At 72.6% G+C, this 18,914-nt stretch carries 19 protein-coding genes; 8 read left to right on the top strand and 11 right to left on the bottom strand.

What is annotated here, in order from left to right; all coding sequences use genetic code 11:
• Nucleotides 1–4: 4 nt before the first annotated feature.
• Nucleotides 5–1,216, bottom strand: coding sequence for a pyridoxal phosphate-dependent aminotransferase (locus ACZ592_RS15385; RefSeq protein ID WP_471582034.1), 1,212 nt, complete (start codon nt 1,214–1,216; stop codon nt 5–7).
• An 84-nt stretch (nt 1,217–1,300) separates the two neighbouring features.
• On the opposite strand from ACZ592_RS15385, the gene ACZ592_RS15380 reads away from it, so the two are divergent.
• The 3 genes from ACZ592_RS15380 to ACZ592_RS15370 all read left to right on the top strand — a co-directional run bounded on the left by ACZ592_RS15380 (nt 1,301) and on the right by ACZ592_RS15370 (nt 3,800).
• Entirely contained in the window at nt 1,301–1,960 is a 660-nt protein-coding gene (locus ACZ592_RS15380; RefSeq protein WP_471582033.1) for a winged helix-turn-helix transcriptional regulator, read from the top strand.
• A 284-nt stretch (nt 1,961–2,244) separates the two neighbouring features.
• Nucleotides 2,245–3,105 carry a class I SAM-dependent methyltransferase gene (locus tag ACZ592_RS15375; protein WP_471582032.1) on the top strand — a complete coding sequence of 287 codons (861 nt, stop codon included), beginning with the start codon at nt 2,245–2,247 and terminating at the stop codon, nt 3,103–3,105.
• Nucleotides 3,105–3,800, top strand: coding sequence for a GNAT family N-acetyltransferase (locus ACZ592_RS15370; protein WP_471582031.1), 696 nt, complete (start codon nt 3,105–3,107; stop codon nt 3,798–3,800). Before ACZ592_RS15375 ends, ACZ592_RS15370 begins: the two co-directional genes overlap by 1 nt.
• A 12-nt stretch (nt 3,801–3,812) precedes the next feature.
• On the opposite strand, the gene ACZ592_RS15365 is transcribed toward ACZ592_RS15370, so the two are convergent.
• Nucleotides 3,813–4,055: a chaplin gene (locus tag ACZ592_RS15365; RefSeq protein WP_471582030.1), complete on the bottom strand. Its 243-nt coding sequence runs from the start codon at nt 4,053–4,055 to the stop codon at nt 3,813–3,815.
• Nucleotides 4,056–4,332: 277 nt separating this feature from the next.
• Here ACZ592_RS15365 and ACZ592_RS15360 point away from each other — a divergent pair, with 277 nt between their 5' ends.
• Nucleotides 4,333–5,253 (top strand): HipA family kinase, encoded by a 921-nt coding sequence (locus ACZ592_RS15360; protein ID WP_471582029.1) that lies wholly within the window; start codon nt 4,333–4,335, stop codon nt 5,251–5,253.
• Nucleotides 5,254–5,307: 54 nt separating this feature from the next.
• On the opposite strand, the gene ACZ592_RS15355 is transcribed toward ACZ592_RS15360, so the two are convergent.
• The 6 genes from ACZ592_RS15355 to ACZ592_RS15330 all read right to left on the bottom strand — a co-directional run bounded on the left by ACZ592_RS15355 (nt 5,308) and on the right by ACZ592_RS15330 (nt 11,731).
• Entirely contained in the window at nt 5,308–6,924 is a 1,617-nt protein-coding gene (locus ACZ592_RS15355; protein ID WP_471582028.1) for a molybdopterin-dependent oxidoreductase, read from the bottom strand.
• A gap of 35 nt (nt 6,925–6,959) precedes the next feature.
• Nucleotides 6,960–7,541, bottom strand: coding sequence for a fasciclin domain-containing protein (locus ACZ592_RS15350; RefSeq protein WP_471582027.1), 582 nt, complete (start codon nt 7,539–7,541; stop codon nt 6,960–6,962).
• A 176-nt stretch (nt 7,542–7,717) separates the two neighbouring features.
• Nucleotides 7,718–8,485 (bottom strand): anti-sigma factor, encoded by a 768-nt coding sequence (locus ACZ592_RS15345; RefSeq protein WP_471582026.1) that lies wholly within the window; start codon nt 8,483–8,485, stop codon nt 7,718–7,720.
• Entirely contained in the window at nt 8,482–9,066 is a 585-nt protein-coding gene (locus ACZ592_RS15340) for a sigma-70 family RNA polymerase sigma factor (protein ID WP_471582025.1), read from the bottom strand. The genes ACZ592_RS15345 and ACZ592_RS15340 overlap by 4 nt, the downstream gene beginning before the upstream one ends.
• 140 nt (nt 9,067–9,206) lie before the next feature.
• Complete coding sequence (gene aceB / locus ACZ592_RS15335; protein WP_471582024.1) at nt 9,207–10,826, bottom strand: malate synthase A; 1,620 nt, start codon at nt 10,824–10,826, stop codon at nt 9,207–9,209.
• 227 nt (nt 10,827–11,053) lie between these two features.
• Nucleotides 11,054–11,731, bottom strand: coding sequence for a nucleotidyltransferase family protein (locus ACZ592_RS15330; protein ID WP_471582023.1), 678 nt, complete (start codon nt 11,729–11,731; stop codon nt 11,054–11,056).
• A gap of 159 nt (nt 11,732–11,890) precedes the next feature.
• Here ACZ592_RS15330 and ACZ592_RS15325 point away from each other — a divergent pair, with 159 nt between their 5' ends.
• Nucleotides 11,891–12,202, top strand: a complete 312-nt coding sequence (locus ACZ592_RS15325) for a DUF5955 family protein (protein WP_471582022.1) — start codon at nt 11,891–11,893, stop codon at nt 12,200–12,202.
• A gap of 92 nt (nt 12,203–12,294) precedes the next feature.
• Here ACZ592_RS15325 and ACZ592_RS15320 read toward each other — a convergent pair whose 3' ends face one another.
• Together ACZ592_RS15320 and ACZ592_RS15315 are read right to left on the bottom strand one after the other, a co-directional pair.
• Nucleotides 12,295–13,017, bottom strand: coding sequence for a response regulator (locus tag ACZ592_RS15320; protein WP_471582021.1), 723 nt, complete (start codon nt 13,015–13,017; stop codon nt 12,295–12,297).
• Nucleotides 13,014–14,339 carry a sensor histidine kinase gene (locus ACZ592_RS15315; RefSeq protein ID WP_471582020.1) on the bottom strand — a complete coding sequence of 442 codons (1,326 nt, stop codon included), beginning with the start codon at nt 14,337–14,339 and terminating at the stop codon, nt 13,014–13,016. Before ACZ592_RS15315 ends, ACZ592_RS15320 begins: the two co-directional genes overlap by 4 nt.
• Nucleotides 14,340–14,530: 191 nt before the next feature.
• On the opposite strand from ACZ592_RS15315, the gene ACZ592_RS15310 reads away from it, so the two are divergent.
• Together ACZ592_RS15310 and ACZ592_RS15305 are read left to right on the top strand one after the other, a co-directional pair.
• Nucleotides 14,531–15,616: an ABC transporter permease gene (locus ACZ592_RS15310; RefSeq protein WP_471582019.1), complete on the top strand. Its 1,086-nt coding sequence runs from the start codon at nt 14,531–14,533 to the stop codon at nt 15,614–15,616.
• Nucleotides 15,613–16,299, top strand: coding sequence for an ABC transporter ATP-binding protein (locus tag ACZ592_RS15305; protein WP_471582018.1), 687 nt, complete (start codon nt 15,613–15,615; stop codon nt 16,297–16,299). Before ACZ592_RS15310 ends, ACZ592_RS15305 begins: the two co-directional genes overlap by 4 nt.
• Nucleotides 16,300–16,351: 52 nt before the next feature.
• Here the strand turns inward: ACZ592_RS15305 and ACZ592_RS15300 are convergent, their stop codons facing one another.
• Nucleotides 16,352–17,170 (bottom strand): IclR family transcriptional regulator, encoded by an 819-nt coding sequence (locus ACZ592_RS15300; RefSeq protein ID WP_471582017.1) that lies wholly within the window; start codon nt 17,168–17,170, stop codon nt 16,352–16,354.
• Between the two features lie 366 nt (nt 17,171–17,536).
• On the opposite strand from ACZ592_RS15300, the gene allB reads away from it, so the two are divergent.
• The gene (gene allB / locus ACZ592_RS15295; protein ID WP_471582016.1) at nt 17,537–18,910 is read left to right on the top strand and encodes an allantoinase AllB; all 1,374 of its coding nucleotides are present in this window, start codon (nt 17,537–17,539) and stop codon (nt 18,908–18,910) included.
• The last annotated feature ends 4 nt before the right edge of the window (nt 18,911–18,914 follow it).

The following is an 18,914-nucleotide window of genomic DNA, read 5'->3' as shown; positions in this document are numbered from 1 at the left end:
GGCGTCACTGGCGGTAGCCGCTGAGGAAGCGGCCGATGCGGCTGATCGCCGCGTCCAGGTCGTCAGCGTAGGGGAGCGTCAGGATGCGGAAGTGGTCGGGGCGCGCCCAGTTGAAGCCGGTGCCCTGGACGACCTGGATCTTCTCCTGGAGGAGCAGGTCGAGGACGAACTTCTCGTCGTCGTGGATCGGGTGGACCTTCGGGTCCAGGCGCGGGAAGGCGTACAGGGCGCCCTTCGGCTTCACGCAGGAGACGCCCGGGATCTCGTTCAGCTTCTCCCAGGCCCGGTCGCGCTGCTCGTGCAGCCGGCCGCCGGGCGCGGTGAGTTCATGGATGGACTGGCGCCCGCCGAGCGCGGCCTGGATGGCGTACTGCGCGGGCGCGTTGGGGCACAGCCGCATGGAGGCGAGCATCGTCAGCCCCTCCAGGTAGCTCTTGGCGTGCTGCTGCGGTCCTGTGACGACCATCCAGCCGGACCGGAAACCGGCCACCCGATACGTCTTGGACAGGCCGCAGAAGGTGAGGACGACGAGGTCGGGGGCGAGCGCGGCGACGCTGTGGTGCACCGCGTCGTCGTACAGGATCTGGTCGTAGATCTCGTCGGCGAAGACCATCAGGCCGTGCCGGCGCGCCAGGTCGAGGATGCCCTCCAGGATCTCCTTGGGATAGACCGCGCCCGTGGGGTTGTTGGGGTTGATGATCACGACGGCCTTGGTGCGGTCGGTGATCTTCGATGCCATGTCGTCGAGGTCGGGGTACCAGTCGGCGGACTCGTCGCACACGTAGTGGACGGCCTTGCCGCCGGAGAGGGTCGTGACCGCGGTCCACAGAGGGAAGTCGGGGGCCGGGACGAGGACTTCGTCGCCGTCCTCCAGGAGGGCCTGGACGGCCATGGTGACGAGCTCGGAGACGCCGTTGCCGAGGAAGACGTCGTCCACGGAGACGTCGTCGAGGCCGAGCGCCTGGTAGCGCTGGGCGACCGCGCGGCGGGCGGAGAGGACGCCGCGCGAGTCCGTGTAGCCGTGCGCGCTCGGGAGCATCCGGATCATGTCCTGGACGATCTCCTCGGGCGCCTCGAAGCCGAAGAGCGCGGGGTTGCCGGTGTTGAGGCGGAGCACGCTGTGGCCCGCCTCCTCCAGGGCGTTGGCGTGCTCGATGACAGGGCCCCGGATCTCGTAACAGACCTCGCTGAGCTTGCTCGACTGCCGGAACTCCATGCGCTGCGCCTCCCGTGACGTGTGTTACTTGGTTTTACCAAGCTGCCGCTTGGAAAGTCCAACAACTTGCTTAGACTATGTCGCATGCCACCTCAGCCGCCCCGGCCGAACGCCCGGTCCCGCCGAAGCTACGACCAGTACTGCGCCGCCGCCCGTGGGCTGGACGCCGTGGGCGACCGCTGGACCCTGCTGATCGTCCGCGAACTGCTCGCGGGCCCCCGCCGCTACACCGATCTGCACGCCGACCTGCCGGGCGTCAGCACGGACGTCCTCGCCTCGCGCCTGAAGGACATGGAGCAGCAGGGCCTGTCCACACGCCGCCGCCTTCCCCCGCCCGCGGCGGCGTACGTGTACGAACTCACCAGCCGAGGCCGGGAGTTGCTGCCCGTCCTCACGGCGCTCGCCGCCTGGGGCGCCCCCGCCCTGGACGAGCGTGAGCCCACCGACGCGGTGCGCGCGCACTGGTTCGCGCTGCCGCTGCTCGGCTCCCTGGCGGGACTCGGCGCCGAAGGAGTGGTGCAGGTCCGGCTGCCCGAGGGGGAGTTCCACGTACGCCTCGGGGGCGGGGCGGAAGGGTACGGGGAAGGGCCCGCGCCGCAGGAGCCCGATGTGTGCCTGACCCTGGACGCGCGGACCTGCGCGGCGGTGGGCGGGGGAGAGCTGACGGTGGGCGGGGGCGTGCGGGACGGCCGGATCGACCTCGCCGGCGAAGGAGTGCTGGCGAAGGCGCTGCTCGCCACGTGAAGCGGGGCGGGAGGCGCCGGTCCCGTCCGCCGCGGGTGCACTTCTGCGGAGCCCCACTGCCCGCGGCTCCCGGTACGTGGTCTCGTACAACTGCCCGCCCCTCGGGCATGGAGAGCATGGGTAACGGCGCGCTGTTGAGACTGCGCGGCTCCGCGGGCGGCGTGAGCGCCGCGCACAGCGTCGGTTTCTCCCCGGCGGGAAGTCCCAACTGATGGAGTGATCTGTGCGCTCGCAGGAGTGACGCTCCTTGCCGGGGGCTCCGGCAGTGTGGTGACCATCGCCGGGTGAACAGACAGAAGTGGAAAGCCGAGTTGGACGGCGTCGCCGAGACGACGCTATGGACGCTCCACCACCGCGCCCTGGCCGCGAAGGATCCCGGTTCGGCACTTCTGGACCCCAAGGCGATCGAGGTCGTCGAGGCCGTCGACTACCCCTTTGAGCGGCAGTTCGGCACCGGCGGCTGGGGCTTGGCGCAAGGGACGGCGGTCCGGGCGCGCTGCTACGACCGCGAGGTGCGCCACTTCCTCAGGGACCACCCGGACGGCACGGTCGTCTCGCTCGGGGAGGGCCTGGAGACCCAGTTCTGGCGGGTCGACAACGGCCGGGTGCGATGGCTCGGAGTCGACCTGCCCGAGGTCGCGGAACTGCGTCGGCACCTGCTGCCGGACGCCCCGCGCCACCGCACCCTGCCCTGCTCGGCCACCGACCCGCGGTGGATGGACGAGGTCGACGCCTCGCGCGGGGTGCTGATCCTCGCCCAGGGGATGCTGATGTACCTCCCGCGGGACGCGGTGCACCGGCTCATCGAGGAGTGCGCCGCCCGCTTCCCCGGAGCGGAGCTGGTGTTCGACACCCCGCCCGCCTGGATGGCCGCCCGTACCGTACGCGGCCGGTGGAGCTACCCCGCCGGATACCGTCCCCCGCCGATGCTCTGGGGCATGACACCGGCCGATCGGCGGAGGCTGCGCGCGGAGATCCCGAACGTCGCCGCCGTGCGTGCCGTTCGTGAACCGCGGGGCCGGGGCTTCCTCTGCGGATGGGTCATGCCGCTCGTCGGCCTGCTCCCCGCGCTCCGCACACGCAAACCGCTCTGGGTCACACGCCTCTCGTTCGGCCTGGCGCGGCACCACCAAGGAGTCAACTGATGGCGAATCAGCGTCCCGTTCTCGTCGAGGGCCCCGCACTGCGGCTGCGGGAGTTCCTTCCCGATGACGTCGAGGGCGTGCTCGGCATCTTCGGCGACCCCCGCACGACCCGCGGGTTCGGTATGCCGCCCTTCAGGCGCTCCGACGCCGCGGCGCTGGTCGAGCAGGCCCGGGAAGGCGCGCGGCGAACGCCCCGGTCGCATTACCGCCTGGCCGTCGGCGACATCGCCACGGGCGAGTTGATCGGCTCGGCGAAGCTGATCGCCGAGGACCAGTCGGGCGAGGGCGGGATGGTCCGCGTCGGCTACCGCAGCGCGGAGGTCGGTCTGGCACTGCGGGCCGACCGGGTGAGCGTGGGCCACAGCGTCGAGATCGGCTTCCTGCTGGGCACCCTGGCCTTCGACCGACTCGGACTGCACCGCGTCTGGTCGGGGTTCATGCCGTCCAACATCGCCGCGCAGCGAGCCATCGAGAAGGCCGGCATGACCCGGGAGGGACTGCTGCGCCACTACGGGCACGTGGACGGGGTGTGGCACGACATCGTCCAGTACTCGATGATCGAGGACGACTGGCGGGCCCTGTGCGGCTCCGCCGAGAGCGAGGTGCCGGGGCCCGGTGCGGTGGCACCCGTCGCTGTCGCGGCGCCCCACGTCATGCCGAAACCCCGCCGCGTGGAGCACGCGACGGGGCGGTGAGCCCGGGGTGGGTCACTGGCAGTTGTTGCCGGCGGCGGGGTTGAGGAGCCCGACGACGTTCAGCGAGTTGCCGCACGCGTTGACGGGCACGTCGACCGGAACCTGAGCGAGGTTGCCGCTGATGACGCCGGGCGAGTTCTGCGCCGTGCCCTCGGCGAAGGAGCCGGGGCCGTCATCGGCGGCGGCGGCGCCGGCCCCGCCGATGACGGCGGTGGTGGCGAGCGCGGCTGCGGCGAGGATCGTGCGGATACGCATGGGTGCCTCCTGGTGAGGAATCGGTCCTTGCGTGGGCCAGGCCTCACCAGTCCGGCAGGCGGATAAAACGATGATGGGCCGTCTGTGGGAACGAAAGCACCCGTATAGGGGGCGCCGGGCGGCGAAGCGGGCTTCGGGCGGCGGGCGAGCTCCTGCCGGCCCGGACGTCGGCACGACGGCCCGGACCTCCGCCCCCGGCTGTGACGCTTGGTTACTATGCATCGAGTCCGGCCCGACCGGGGAAACGCCTGACCGTGAGAACGAAGGAATCTGGGGAATGGGGCCTTTGAGGGCGCTGAGGCAGGTCGTCGCGACCCGCTACGTCGAGCCCCTGCACGCCGGCGGCTCCGTGCCCGGCGTCGTCGAGGCCGACGATCTGGGCACGTACGTCGTGAAGTTCACCGGATCCGCCCAGGGCCGCAAGGCGCTGGTCGCCGAGATCGTCGTCGGGGAGCTGGCCCGCCGCCTCGGCCTGCGCTTCCCCGAGCTGGTCCTCGTGCACTTCGACCCGGCCGTCGCCGCCGACGAGCCGCACCAGGAGGTCCAGGACCTGCTGCGGGCCAGCGCGGGCCTCAACCTCGGCATGGACCTGCTGCCGGGCGCCGCGGACTTCACGCCGGAGGCGATCGACGTCGACCCGCTGGAGGCGGGCAAGGTCGTCTGGCTCGACGCCCTCACCGCGAACGTCGACCGCACGGTACACAGCTCGAACCTGATGATCTGGCCCACGTTCGGCGTCCACCCGCCGAAGCTGTGGCTCATCGACCACGGCGCCGCCCTGGTCTTCCACCACCGCTGGGGCGCCTCCGCACCCGACAAGACGTACGACTTCAGCCACCACGCCCTCGGGGGCTACGGGCCCGACATGGTGGCGGCCGACGCCGAACTGGCGCCGCTGGTCACGGAGTCGGCGCTCCGCGAGATCGTCGGCCTCGTGCCCGACGCGTGGCTGGCCGACGAGCCCGGCTTCGGCTCGCCGGACGAGGTCCGCGAGGCGTACGTCGGCCACCTGCTGGCCCGCGCCCGCGCCTCGGCGGCCTGGCTGCCCACCTGCTTCCCCGGCCGCGACGAACTCGCCGCCGCCGACGCCCGGCGCGCCGCCGCCACCGAGAAGGGCCGCCCGGCCTGGCTGAAGCGGGTCCCCGATCTGCACGGCAAGCCCGCGGCGGAGCAGGACTGGTCGAGGCACCTGGGCTGAGGCCGACGCGGGCACGGCGGCGGGCCCGGCGATCAGCAGACGGCGATCAGTCGATCAGTCGACGGTGAGCACCACCGAGTGCCTGCCGCTCGCCCCGTCGGGAACCGTGCGGGTCCGCCGCGCGGTCTGGATCGCGCCCGTACGGTCGGTCGCCCGGACGGTGAGGGTGTGGCCGCCCTTGGTGGCCCGCCACGGGTAGGACCACTGGCGCCAGGTGTCGCGGGTGTCCTCGGCGGCCAGGTCGGCCGCCTGCCAGGGGCCGTCGTCGACCCGCACCTCTACCTTGTCGATCCCGCGGTGCTGCGCCCAGGCCACCCCGGCGACCATCACGGTGCCCGCCTTCGGCCGCGCGAACGGCTTGGGGGTGTCGATGCGGGACTGCGTCTTGACCGGCGCCTCACGCGCCCAGTCACGCTTCACCCAGTACGGGTCGTACGCGTCGAACGTCGTCAGCTCGATGTCCTTGATCCACTTGCAGGCGGACACATAGCCGTAGAGACCCGGCACCAGCATGCGGACGGGGAAACCGTGTTCGAAGGGGAGCGGTCGGCCGTTCATGCCGAGGGCGAGCATCGCGTCGCGGCCGTCCATGACGTCCTCGACGGGGCTGCCGATGGTCATGGCGTCCACGGAGCGGGCCACCAGCTGGTCCGCCGGGCCGCCCCGGGACGGCGGCTCGACGCCGCACTCCGCGAGCAGATCCGCGAGCCGCACGCCGATCCAGCGGGCGTTGCCCACGTAGGGGCCGCCGACCTCGTTCGACACGCAGGTCAACGTGATGTCCCGCTCGATCAGCTCGCGCCCCAGCAGGTCGGCGAAGGACACCGTCCGCTCGCGCGCCACGCCCTTGCCGTGGATCCGCAACCGCCAGGTGTCGGCGTTCACCCGCGGCACCACCAGCGCGGTGTCCACGCGGTAGAAGTCGTCGGCGGGCGTGACGAAGGAGCTCACGCCCGGCACCCGCACCTGCGCGCCGCGCGGGACGGCGTCGGCGGGCGATGCCGCGGCGGGCAGCGTGATCGCCTTCCGCGAGGCGATGGCGTCCTTGCCGCGCGAGGCGTTGAGCGACCTGCCGAGGCCGCCGACCGCCGCCGAGGCGGCCGCCGCAGCGGTCGCGGCGACGAGGAAACCGCGCCGGTCCCACGCGGTGCCCGGACCGGCCCCGGCGCCCGCCGCCCCAGGCACGGGACCGGGTGCGGACCGCGGCGCGAGGCGTCCCGCGAGCACGTACAGCAGTGCCGCTCCGGCGGCGGCGCCCGCCAGCGAGGGCAGTGCGTCGCCCAGGCCCGTGGAGTCGGGGCGATGCGTGGCCGCGACGGAGCCGACCACGCCGAAGAGCAGGACGCCCGCCGAGCCGGTCCTGCGCCGGCGCACCGCGAGGAGGCCCAGGGCGACGGCGAGGAGTCCGAGCACCGCGAGGATGCCCGTCTGGAGGACGAGCTTGTCGTCGGTGCCGAACTCCTGGATCGCCCAGTCCTTGACGGCCGCCGGGGTGCGGTCGATGGCCGCACCCCCGACCGCCACGACCGGTCCCGCCTCGGGCCGCACCGCCGTGGACACCAGTTCCGCCACCGCGAGGGCGGCGAACCCGGCCAGCGCGCCACTCAGGGCGCCCGCTGCCGTACGCGGCCAACTGCCGTTCGGCCGGGGGACTTTCCACGCTGTCTTCACGTGGGGTATCCGTGGCCGTGGGCCGCGCGGATTGGTCACATCTTGGGCATGAGGACCGAATCGATGAGGTACACCGTGGCGTTGGACGTCTTGACGTTGCCGCACACGATGTTCGCGGTGTCGTTCACCTTGTACGACTCGCCCGAGCCGTTGGTGGTGAGGCTGCCGCCCTCCATGGTCTTGAACGTACCGTCGGCCAGCTTGTCGGGGGCGACCTTCTCGGCCACCACGTGGTACGTGAGGACCTTGGTGAGCTGGTCCTTGTTGGCGAGGACCTTGTCGAGGTCGGCCTTGGGGATCTTCGCGAAGGCGGCGTTCGTCGGGGCGAAGACCGTGATGTCCTTGGCGTTGTTGAGCGTGTCGACGAGACCGGCCTTCTTGACGGCCGTGACCAGGGTCGACAGTTCCGGGTTGGTTGAGGCGGCGGTGGCGACCGGGTCGTCCGCCATGCCGTCGAAGCTGCCCGCGCCGTCCTCGGGGACCGAGGAGCAGGCGGGCCCGAACGGCCCGGACATGCCGTCGGCGTGGGCCGCGGGGGAGAGCAGGCCCAGCGAGAGGGGCAGCGCGAGCGCGGCCAGGAGCGAGACGGTGGTGCGGCGGGTGCGGTGGACGCTCATGATCGGTTCCTCCTCGGTGGAGGGGTCGTCCCGGGCACGCCCGGGAGCGGTGCCGTCGGCCGGGTGGCCGGCGCACACGTAATCCGGAGCCGGACGGGAAGCGGATTGCTTTGCCCCGTTTTGCCGGTTTCGCGGATCGCCGGATCGCCGGATTCTCGCGCCGGTGCCCCCCCGCGTCAGGCCGGGAAGTTCATCAGCGCCACCGGCGATGAGGTCGGTTCGGCCGAGCCGCCCGCCGGTTCCACCGTGATGCCCATGCCCGTGGCCTTGCCCACCTTGCCCCGCATCAGGACGGCCTCGGTCGCGCTGGCGGGGTCCATCAGACCGGCGGAACGCATCGCGCCGCCCTCGTTGAACCAGAGCTGGTAGACCTTGCCCTGCGGGGGATGTGCCATGCCGCCCGCCACGAACACGGCCTTGTCGAGGCTCTTGGACACGACGACCGTGCCGCTCGCGCCGTCGGCGAGCTCACCGGTGCGGGTCCTGGCGTCCGGGGCGGCGAGGACCGCCGCGAGCTCCTGCGACCGGGTCCTTGCCCGGTCCTGGACCTGCCGGGCCTCCTCGCGGGCGTCCCGCGCCTGCTGGTGCTGCCAGACCGTGGTGCCGCCCAGGGCGGTGGCCGCCGCGAGGCAGGCCGCCAGTGCCCAGCGGGAGAACCGGCGGGCCCTGCGCGGCGCCGCGCCCGGGCCGGGCTCCGGCTCGCCGCGCGGCACGTCCTGCCGGACGGTGGCGATGCGTGTGAGCACCTCGTCCTTCAGGGCACGGCGGGGCGCGAGTGCCGTCGCCGCCGCGAGCCGCGCGACGGTCTCGGTCAGCTCCCGTACCTCCTGGGCGCACGACGGGCAGAGCGCCAGGTGCTCCTCGAACTGCGCGCGTTCGTCCCCGTCCAGGGCGTACGCGGCGTAGGCACCGGTCAGGGTGTGCAGATCGGCGGCGTTGTTCACGCGCTCACCCCCAGGCAGTCGCGCAGGCGGATGAGGCCGTCGCGCAGGCGGGTCTTGACGGTGCCCAAGGGCAGGGCGAGGAGTTCGGCCACCTGCCGGTAGGTCAGGCCGCGGTAGTAGGCGAGCGTCACGGACTGGCGCTGCACCTCGGTCAGGGCGCGCAGGCACCTGCGCACCTGCTCACGCTCCAGGCGCGTCTCCACCTGCTCGCTGACCTCGTCGAAGTCGGGGGTGTGGGAGAGCAGGGCGGCCTTGTACTCGCGGGCCGCCGACGCCTCCACCGAGCGGACGCGGTCCACCGCGCGGTGGTGCGCGAGGGTGAGGACCCAGTTCATCGCCGTCCCGCGGTCCGGCCGGTAGCGCGGCGCGGTGCGCCACACCTCGACCAGGACTTCCTGGGCGACCTCCTCCGACTGGGCGTGGTCGCGCAGCACGCTGCGCACGACGCCGAGGACGGGGCCCGCGACGGCGTCGTACACGCCGGAGAAGGCCTGTTGGTCACCGCGGGCGACCCGGGCGACCAGTTCTTGGAGATCGGGACCCGGGGCGGACCGGGATCCGATGGGGACGACTTCATTCACGCGGTGTTCCTCCAGGGCGCGGGCCTACGTACACCTCTGATCCGGAGCCGTCCGCGTCCCGGATTGGTCGGTGGCCGCACGCGATCCGCCCCCGGCGCTGTGCGGTGCCGGGGGCGGATCGGGGAACGTGTGCGCGAAGGTCAGCGCAGCTGCTCGTACGCGGGCAGGGTGAGGAAGTCCGCGTAGTCGGCGTCCAGGGAGACCTGGAGGAGCAGGTCGTGGGCCTGCTGCCAGGTGCCGGCCGCGAAGGCCTCGTCGCCGATCTCGGCGCGGATGGCGTCGAGCTCCTGGGCCGCGACCTCGCGGGCCAGGTCGGCGGTGGCGGTCTGGCCGTTCTCGAAGACGACGCCCGCGTTGATCCACTGCCAGATCTGCGAGCGCGAGATCTCGGCGGTGGCCGCGTCCTCCATGAGGTTGAAGATGGCGACGGCGCCGAGGCCGCGCAGCCAGGCCTCGATGTAGCGGATGCCGACCTGGACGGCGTTGACCAGGCCGTCGTAGGTGGGCTTCGCGTCGAGCGAGTCGATGGCGATGAGGTCGCCCGCGGCGACGTTCACGTCCTCGCGCAGGCGCTCCTTCTGGTGGGGCTTGTCGCCCAGGACCGCGTCGAAGGACTTCATGGCGATCGGGACCAGGTCCGGGTGCGCCACCCACGAGCCGTCGAAGCCGTCGCCGGCCTCGCGGTCCTTGTCGTTCTTGACCTTCTCGAACGCGACCTTGTTGACCTCCGCGTCCTTGCGGGACGGGATGAACGCGGCCATGCCGCCGATCGCGTGCGCGCCGCGCTTGTGGCAGGTGCGGACGAGGAGTTCGGTGTACGCCCGCATGAAGGGGGCGGTCATCGTCACCAGGTTGCGGTCCGGCAGGACGAACTTCGAGCCGCCGTCGCGGAAGTTCTTGACGATGGAGAAGAGGTAGTCCCAGCGGCCCGCGTTCAGCCCGGAGGCGTGGTCGCGCAGCTCGTAGAGGATCTCCTCCATCTGGTACGCGGCGGTGATCGTCTCGATCAGGACGGTCGCGCGGACCGTGCCCTGCGGGATGCCGACGTAGTCCTGCGCGAAGACGAAGATGTCGTTCCAGAGGCGCGCCTCCAGGTACGACTCCGTCTTCGGGAGGTAGAAGTACGGGCCCTTGCCGAGCTCGATGAGGCGCTTGGCGTTGTGGAAGAAGTACAGGCCGAAGTCGACGAGCGCGCCGGGCACCGGGGTGCCGTCGACCTGGAGGTGGCGCTCGTCCAGGTGCCAGCCGCGCGGCCGCATGACGACCGTGGCGAGCTCGTCGGCGCCCTTGAGGGCGTACGACTTGCCGCTGCGCTCGTCGGTGAAGTCGATGCGGCGCCCGTAGGCGTCGGAGAGGTTGAGCTGGCCGAGGACCACGTTCTCCCAGGTGGGAGCGGAGGCGTCCTCGAAGTCGGCGAGCCAGACCTTGGCGCCCGAGTTGAGGGCGTTGATGGTCATCTTGCGGTCGGTCGGGCCCGTGATCTCCACGCGGCGGTCGTTCAGCGCGGCCGGGGCCGGCGCGACCTTCCAGGAGTCGTCCTCGCGGATCGCGGCGGTCTCCGGGAGGAAGTCCAGCGTGGAGGTGCGGGCGATCTCGGCACGGCGCTCGCCGCGCCGGGCGAGGAGCTCGTCACGTCGCGGCGTGAACAGCCGGTGCAGCTCGGCCACAAAGGCCAGGGCCGCGTCGGGGAGCACCTCTTCCTGCCGGGGCAGGGGCTCTGCGTCGACGATGGCCAGCGGCGACGGCGCTAGTGCGGACATGAGCTTGTCACTTCCTTCAGAGAGCTGCACGGACGGTGCCGGGCGAGCCGCCGGGCAGACACGATGGCACTGGGTGCCACAGGAGCCGAGGTACGGCTGCGGGGCCCCGTCCGAGGTAACGGGCCTTCTGGTCAGTGGATACTAGTTTCCTCATAGTGGAAGTTCAATGGTTTGTTGACGTCGAGATTCTTCTCGTCGACAGAACGTGTCGCTGAGTGCCATGCCGGTCACTCCATGTGGACGGTACGCCCTGCCGCCCCGGACGCCCTCGTTCCGGGCCCCGGCGCCAGACGCCCCAAGTCCTCCTCCGTGTCGATGTCGTACGCCTCCGCCACGTCCCCGCACTCGACGAGTGTGATCTCTCTCGCATGCTCCCGGACGTAGTCGCGTGCCCCCCGGTCGCCGACCGCACTCGCCTCGATCCCGGCCCAGTGCTCGCTGCCGAAGAGGACGGGGTGGCCCCGCCGTCCGTCGTACGCGGCCGCCGCGAGCGTCGCGGGCGAGCGGTAGGCGCCACGCACGCGTGCCGTGGCGCTCGCGCCGATTCCCGGCTGGTCGACGAGCGAGACCAGCGCGGCCGTCGCGCCGCTCGCGCGCAGGGAGGCGAGCCCGACCCGCAGCGACGAGCCCATGCCCTCCTCCCAGTCCGGGTTGTCGACCAGGACGCAGCCGGGCAGCGAGGCCCGCGCCCGTACGACGTCGGCGCGGGCTCCGAGAACCACGTGCACCCGCGCGCACCCGGCGTCGCGCAGCACGCCCACCGCGTGCTCCACCAGCGGTCGGCCCCGGTGCTCCAGGAGTGCCTTCGGCCGCCCGCCGAGCCGCCGCCCGCCCCCCGCGGCGAGCAGCAGCCCGACGACCTCGCCCGCTCCGTCGGCCCGCTCGTTCATCGGTTCTGTCGTCATGACTCCTGGATACACGTCGGGAGGCGTCCGCGAAGTGGCGCATCCCGCATCGGGAACGGTTTACTGGCCCGCGGTCCCCGGGTGCCCGACCAGCACCAGTGGACCGTGGAACATGCAAGGAGAGCAGTCGCACGACGGCGTGCGAGGGGGAGAGCTGAGTTGCGGAGCGTGGAGCAGGAGCGGGTGAACGGGAGCGACGAGGACCCACGGGTGGCGGAACTGCACGCGGCGGTCGCCCGGCTGCGGCGTGAGCTCGCCGCGCATCCGGCCGAGTTCGCCGACCGCGGCATCGCCGAGGACGAGCTGGCCGCACTCGCGGAGATGGCGTACGGCGGCGCCCCCGAGATCCCCAGGATGCGCAGGTCCCTGCTCCTGGTGGCAGGCGCGATCGGCTCGGTCAGCGCGCTGGCCGCCGGCCTGGCGGGAGTGCGGATCGCGGTGGAGATGTTCGGGGACCCGGGCGGCCGCTGAGCGGAAGAAACGGTTCTGCGGCCCATGGGCCCGACGGTCGTGCGTGACGGGGGCCGCGGTGTGTGACGGGGGCCGTGCGGGTCCGTGCGCCGTCAGCCCTGGCTGCGGATCAGGCCCTGCGCCGTCGCCGCGGCGACCGCCGCGGTGCGGGAGTCCACGCCCAGCTTGGCGTAGATGTGCACCAGGTGGGACTTGACCGTGGCCTGGCTCAGGAAGAGCTCCTTGCTGATCCGCTGGTTCGACAGACCGTCCTTGACCAGCCGCAGCACCTCCAGCTCGCGGCGGCTCAGCGCCTGCGCGGGCGCCCGCATCCGGTCCATCAGGCGGTGCGCGATCGCGGGCGCCAGCGCCGAACGCCCCGACGCCGCCGTGCGGACCGCAGCCGCCAGTTCCTCGGGCGGCGCGTCCTTGAGGAGGTAGCCGGCCGCGCCCGCCTCCACCGCCGCGAGGATGTCCGCGTCCGTGTCGTACGTGGTGAGCACCAGGACCCGCGGCGCCCCCGGCCGCGCGGTGATCGCCGCCGTCGCGGCCGCGCCGTGCATCCCCCCGCCGAACTGCAGGTCCATCAGGACCACGTCGACGCCTTCCGCGCCCGCGGTGCCGTGCGCGGCTGCCCGCTCCACCGCGGCCTCCGCCGTCGCCGCCTCCGCGACGATCTCGAAGTCGGGCTCCGCGTCGAGGACCGCGCGCAGTCCGGCGCGGACGACCGGGTGGTCGTCGGCGAGCAGGAGCCGGACGGTGGGGCGGGCCCCCGTCCTGGTACCGGTGCCGGTTTCCACGGCGTCCGTCCTGCTGCCTTCCCGGGCGTCCGTCATGCGGCGGTCTCCTTCGCGTGTGCGGGCAGCGGCAGCGAGATCGCCACCGCGGTGCCCTGACCGGGCGCCGACTCGACGGTGAACGTCCCGCCGAGCGACCGCGCCCGCGACCGCATCGCCACGAGCCCGAAGCCCCCGTCACCGTCGCCGTTCCTGTCGCCGTTCCGGTCGCTGTGGCGCGCCTCGCCGGGAGACTCCCCGGCGGGGTCGAAGCCGCGGCCGTCGTCCACCACGTCGAGCGTGACGGAGGCGTCCATGAAGGTCAGCGTGATCTCGGCGCGGTCGGCCCCCGCGTGCCGCACGGTGTTGGCGAGGGCGGACTGCGCGACGCGGAGCAGTGCCACCTCGTACGGGGTGGGCAGTTCCGTCGGCGTACCGCTGAGCGAGAAGTGGACGCGCGGCGCCGGGCTCGCCGCGCACAGCCGCTCCAGGGCCCCGGCGAGCGACCCGTGCGCGAGACCCGGCGGGGCGAGCGCGCGGACGAAACGGCGCGCCTCCGCGAGGTTGTCCTGCGCGGCCGCCCGCGCCTGCTCGACGTGGGGTGCGGCGGGCGAGCCCGGCGGCAGCGCGCGCTGGGCCGCCCGCAGCAGCAGCTGGATCGAGGACAGGCCCTGCGCCAGCGTGTCGTGGATTTCCCGCGCCAGCCGCTCGCGCTCGGCGAGGGTGCCCGCGGTGCGCTCGGCGGCGGCGAGTTCGGCGCGCGTGGTCATGAGCTCGTCGATGAGTTCACGACGGTGCTCGCTCTCGCGGTACAGGGCCTCGTAGCCCCGCACGGTGGCGACGGCGACGGCGGCGCCGAGCAGCGGTCCGATGAAGCTGCCCGGCGTGATGTGCGCGCTGTGCACCAGGAAGCTCGCGATGGCGGCCGCCGCCGTGGCGAGGACCACGGGCAGCGCCCAGCGCGTCGGCAGCAGGTGCAGCTGCAGGAAGTACAAGGGAAAGGCCGCCCACAGACCGTCGGGGGAGAGCACGAGCAGCACCAGCCAGCTCGCGCCCAGCGCCGCCAGCCACCAGGCGGCCGCCCGCCGTGAACGGGCGACGGCCGGGCTGACCGTGCCCGCTGCGTACACCGCGCCCATCACCAGCGCCGCCGCGACGACCCCGGCCCGGTGCGCCGTGTCCCCGCCCGCGCCCGTCAGCGCCTTCACCGCGGCGAGTGCCAGCAGGCCCGCGAGGAGGGCGTGCAGGCAGAGGCGGAGGGCGAGGGTGACGGGAGTGCGGGGGCGGACGCGGGGGCGGACGCGGGCGCGGGCGTCCGGGCCGGCGCCGGTTTCGGGGCGAGGGCCAGGGCGGGTGCGGGTGCGGGGGCTGGGGACGGGCATGGCGTGTGGCGGGTCCGGGGAGGTGGGAAGGGGCCGGGCGAGGGTGGGGGAGCGTGCGTCCTTTCCACGGTACGGGTGCGGCGCCCCCGGCTCGTCAACCGAAAGGTTGACCGGCCGCCCCGCCCTTCGATGCGGCGGAAGCGTGCCGCGGCGCGATGCCCCGGGGGCGGGCACGGCCGCAGGGTGGGGGCATGTTCGTCGCATGGAGAGACCTGCGGTTCGCCAAGGGGCGGTTCGCCCTGATGGGAACCGTCGTCGTACTGATCACCCTGCTCGTCGGCCTGCTGTCCGGGCTGACCGCGGGACTCGCCAGGGAGAACACCTCGGCGATCACCGGCCTGCCCGCCGACCACCTCGCCTTCGCCGCGCCGCCCGACGGCCGGTCCGTGTCCTTCACCGACTCGCAGGTGCGCGAGCGGTCCTGGGAGCGGTGGGCACGGCGCCCCGGGGTCGTCTCCGCACAGCCCGTCGGCATCAGCACCCTGGACGCCACCGCGGGCGAACGGTCCGGCGCAGTCTCGGCCTTCGGCGTCGAGCCGGACTCCGGGATCGCCCCGGACGGCGTCGCGGCGGGCCGTGCCGTGCTCTCGGCGCAGGCCGCCGCCGACCTCGACGTGGGCGTGGGCGACACGGTCCGGCTCGGCTCCCGGCCGGTCGAGGAGCGGGTCGCCCGCATCGCGTCGGACGCCTCGTACAGCCACACACCCGTGGTGTGGGTCTCCCTCGACGACTGGCAGGCGCTCGGCCACCGCGGCACGTCGACGGACGAGCAGGCCACGGTGGTGGCGCTGCGCACCGAGGGCGGGGCCGATCTGGCGGCCGGGGACAGGGCCGCGGGCACGGAGACGAAGTCGCTCGACGACGCGCTGTCCGCCATCGGCTCCTACCAGGCGGAGAACGGCTCGCTGCAGTTGATGCGGGGGTTCCTGTTCGTCATCTCCGCGCTGGTCACAGGGGCGTTCTTCACGGTCTGGACGATCCAGCGGGGCGCCGACGTGGCCGTGCTCAAGGCCCTCGGGACGTCCACGCCCTATCTGCTGCGGGACGCGCTGGGGCAGGCCGTGGCGGTGCTCGTCGTGGGTACGGCGCTGGGCACCGGCATCGCCGCCGCGGTGGGCGCGGCCGTCGGCGGCGGTGACGTCCCGTTCGTCCTCGAACCCTCCACCGCGCTCTGGCCCGCCGCCGTGATGATCGCCCTCGGGGCGCTCGGAGCCGGTCTGTCCGTACGGCGGATCACCGCCGTCGATCCGTTGGTAGCCCTGGGGAGTGCTCGATGAGCCGGTCGTTGTCGCTGGAAGACGTCACGCTGACGTACGCCGACGGCGCGGGGCGGCTGACCGCGCTCGACTCGGTGGACCTGGACGTGCCCGCGGGGACCATGACGGCGGTGGTCGGGCCCTCGGGGTCCGGCAAGTCGAGCCTGCTGGCCGTCGCGGCGACACTGGTCACCCCCGACGAGGGGCGGGTCGTCCTCGACGGCGTGGAGACGGCCGCACTGAGCCGCGCCGAACAGGCACAGCTGCGGCGACGGCGTCTGGGCATCGTCTTCCAGCAGCCCAGTCTGCTGCCCTCGCTGACGGCGGTGGAGCAACTGGAGCTGATGGCGCACGTGGACGGGCGCAGGCGCAGGGGCGCGCAGACCCGGCAGGTGCGGGAGCGGGCACGGGAGCTGCTGGACGCGGTGGGGCTCGCGCGGGAGGCGGGCAGGCGGCCGCACCAGTTGTCGGGCGGACAGCGTCAACGGGTGGGCATCGCACGGGCGTTGATGAACGGCCCGGCGGTGTTGCTGGTCGACGAGCCGACCAGCGCGCTGGACCACGAACGGGGCGCGGCGGTCCTCGACCTGCTCGCGCGGCTCACCCGGGAGCGGGGGACCGCGACGGTCCTCGTCACGCACGACCGGGCGAGGCTCGGTGTCGCCGACCGGGTCGTCGAGATGGCGGACGGGCGGCTGACCTGAGGTCCTCCGCCCGTCGTCCCGCCCCAGGTCTCCCGTCCAGGAGCTCCCTGGCTCAGGCGCCGGCGCCGGGCCCCGCGGAGACGAGCGCGGCGGAGAGTTCCACCGCCACCTCCTGCAGCACCGGCACGATCTTCTCCGTGGCCGCCTCCGTCACGCGGCCCGCGGGCCCGGAGATGGAGATCGCGGCGGCCGTGGGGGAGTCGGGGACCGGCACGGCGAGGCACCGGACGCCGATCTCCTGCTCGTTGTCGTCCACCGCGTACCCCGTGCGGCGCACCTCTTCGAGCGCGTCGAGGAAGCCCTCGGGGGTGGTGATCGTCTTCTCCGTGGCGGCCGGCATCCCGGTCCGGGCGAGCAGCGCCCTGACCTCCTCCGGCGAGGTGTTGGCGAGCAGCGCCTTGCCGACGCCGGTGGAGTGCGGCAGGACCCGTCGGCCGACCTCGGTGAACATCCGCATGGAGTGCTTGGACGGCACCTGCGCGACGTACACGATCTCGTCGCCGTCGAGCAGCGCCATGTTCGCCGTCTCGCCGGTCTCCTCGACGAGGCGGGCGAGGTAGGGCCGGGCCCAGGTGCCGAGCAGGCGCGACGCGGACTCGCCGAGGCGGATCAGGCGCGGGCCCAGCGAGTAGCGGCGGTTGGTCTGCTGGCGTACGTATCCGCAGGCGACCAGCGTGCGCATGAGGCGGTGGATCGTGGGCAGCGGCAGGCCGCTGCTGGCGGAGAGTTCGCTGAGACCGACCTCGCCCCCCGCGTCCGCCATCCGCTCGAGCAGATCGAAGGCGCGCTCGAGGGACTGGACACCACCGCTGGCGGGGGTCTTGGAGGCGGCGAGTTCAGCAGGGGCGTCGCTGGCGCTTGACGTCGGCACGGCGCGTTCCTTTCGGTGCTGGCGGGCAAGGAAGCAGCCTACCGGTCGGTTCTTCGCGAGGACTCTTGCTCGTCAGCCCGTCGTCACCGGTCAGGGGTCCTTTGTCCGTTTCTTCGCGGGGTTGTCCGGGGATCCCTCGACGCTCTCGTTGTGCATAGCTACGTTCTGGTCAGCGGAATTCTAATTCCACGTTGTGGAAACGTCCAGTGCGAGGCGGAATCCGGGCCGATCGCGGCGAGGTGCCGAAGCCCACCCTTGACGTCCTGGATGCAAGCGTGAAAACTCCTTCAACAGAACGTTGAATTCCGTTAAGCGGAAGCAAAAGGTCTGTGTAGCGGAACAGAAGAGAGCAGAGAGGGGACGCGGGTGTCCGAAAAGGACGTGGACGTGGACGCGACGGTCGGTGCGGAAGTGGAACTGGTGCTCCGCTCGACCCGTGTCGTCACCCCGCAGGGGACTCGGCCCGCTTCGGTCGCCGTCGCCGGCGGGACGATCGTGGCCGTCGGCGCGTACGACGCCGACGTGCCCGAGGGCGCGCGCCTCGAGGACTTCGGCGACGACGCCCTGCTGCCCGGCCTGGTCGACACGCACGTCCACGTGAACGACCCGGGCCGTACGGAGTGGGAGGGCTTCTGGACCGCCACCCGCGCCGCGGCCGCCGGTGGCATCACCACCCTGATCGACATGCCGCTCAACTCCCTGCCGCCCACCACCACGGCGGACAACCTGCGGGTCAAGCAGGACGTCGCTCGCAGCAAGGCGCACATCGACGTCGGCTTCTGGGGCGGCGCCCTGCCCGACAACGTGGCCGACCTCAAGCCGCTGCACGACGCCGGTGTCTACGGCTTCAAGTGCTTCCTCTCGCCCTCGGGCGTCGAGGAGTTCCCCGAGCTGAACCAGGACCAGCTGACCGCCTCCATGGCCGAGATCGCCGGGTTCGGCGGGCTGCTGATCGTGCACGCCGAGGACCCGCACGAGCTGGACGCCGCCCCGCACCACAGCGGCCCCAAGTACGCGGACTACCTGGAGACCAGGCCCCGCGTCTCGGAGGACACGGCGATCGAGGGGCTCATCGCCGTCGCCAAGCGGATCGGCGCGCGCGTGCACGTCCTGCACCTCTCCTCCTCCGACGCCCTGCCCCTCGTCGCCGCCGCGAAGCGCGAAGGCGTCGAGCTGACCGTCGAGACGTGCCCGCACTACCTGACCCTGACCGCCGAGGAAGTCCCCGACGGCGCCAGCGAGTTCAAGTGCTGCCCGCCCATCCGCGAGGCCGCCAACCAGGACCTCCTCTGGGACGCGCTCGCCGACGGCACCATCGACTGCGTGGTGACGGACCACTCGCCGTCCACCGCAGACCTCAAGACCGACGACTTCGCGACCGCGTGGGGCGGCATCTCCGGGCTCCAGCTCAGCCTCCCCGCCATCTGGACCGAGGCCCGCAAGCGCGGCCACAGCCTCGACGACGTGGTGCGCTGGATGTCGACGCGCACCTCCGAACTGGTCGGACTCGACCACAAGGGCGCCATCGAGGCAGGCCGCGACGCCGACTTCGCGGTCCTCGCGCCCGACGAGACCTTCACCGTGGACCCCGCGGAGCTGCAGCACCGGAACCGAGTCACGGCGTACGCGGGCAAGACCCTCAGCGGCGTCGTGAAGTCCACCTGGCTGCGCGGCGAACGCATCCTGCACGGCGGCGAGTTCAGTGAACCCGCAGGCCGACTTCTGGAAAGGAACAACTGAAACA

It is taken from the genome of Streptomyces sp. NPDC040622, assembly GCF_055593965.1.
This window is presented reverse-complemented; position numbering and strand designations above follow the sequence as displayed.

Excerpts from the sequence above, each read along its gene's own strand:
- ACZ592_RS15380 (WP_471582033.1), top strand. The coding sequence starts at position 1,301 with ATGCCACCTCAGCCGCCCCGGCCGAACGCCCGGTCCCGCCGAAGCTAC.
- aceB (WP_471582024.1), bottom strand. The coding sequence starts at position 10,826 with ATGTCCGCACTAGCGCCGTCGCCGCTGGCCATCGTCGACGCAGAGCCC.
- ACZ592_RS15305 (WP_471582018.1), top strand. The coding sequence starts at position 15,613 with ATGAGCCGGTCGTTGTCGCTGGAAGACGTCACGCTGACGTACGCCGAC.
- ACZ592_RS15330 (WP_471582023.1), bottom strand. The coding sequence starts at position 11,731 with ATGACGACAGAACCGATGAACGAGCGGGCCGACGGAGCGGGCGAGGTC.
- ACZ592_RS15365 (WP_471582030.1), bottom strand. The coding sequence starts at position 4,055 with ATGCGTATCCGCACGATCCTCGCCGCAGCCGCGCTCGCCACCACCGCC.
- ACZ592_RS15360 (WP_471582029.1), top strand. The coding sequence starts at position 4,333 with ATGGGGCCTTTGAGGGCGCTGAGGCAGGTCGTCGCGACCCGCTACGTC.
- ACZ592_RS15370 (WP_471582031.1), top strand. The coding sequence starts at position 3,105 with ATGGCGAATCAGCGTCCCGTTCTCGTCGAGGGCCCCGCACTGCGGCTG.
- ACZ592_RS15385 (WP_471582034.1), bottom strand. The coding sequence starts at position 1,216 with ATGGAGTTCCGGCAGTCGAGCAAGCTCAGCGAGGTCTGTTACGAGATC.
- ACZ592_RS15350 (WP_471582027.1), bottom strand. The coding sequence starts at position 7,541 with ATGAGCGTCCACCGCACCCGCCGCACCACCGTCTCGCTCCTGGCCGCG.
- ACZ592_RS15315 (WP_471582020.1), bottom strand. The coding sequence starts at position 14,339 with ATGCCCGTCCCCAGCCCCCGCACCCGCACCCGCCCTGGCCCTCGCCCC.
- ACZ592_RS15310 (WP_471582019.1), top strand. The coding sequence starts at position 14,531 with ATGTTCGTCGCATGGAGAGACCTGCGGTTCGCCAAGGGGCGGTTCGCC.
- ACZ592_RS15320 (WP_471582021.1), bottom strand. The coding sequence starts at position 13,017 with ATGACGGACGCCCGGGAAGGCAGCAGGACGGACGCCGTGGAAACCGGC.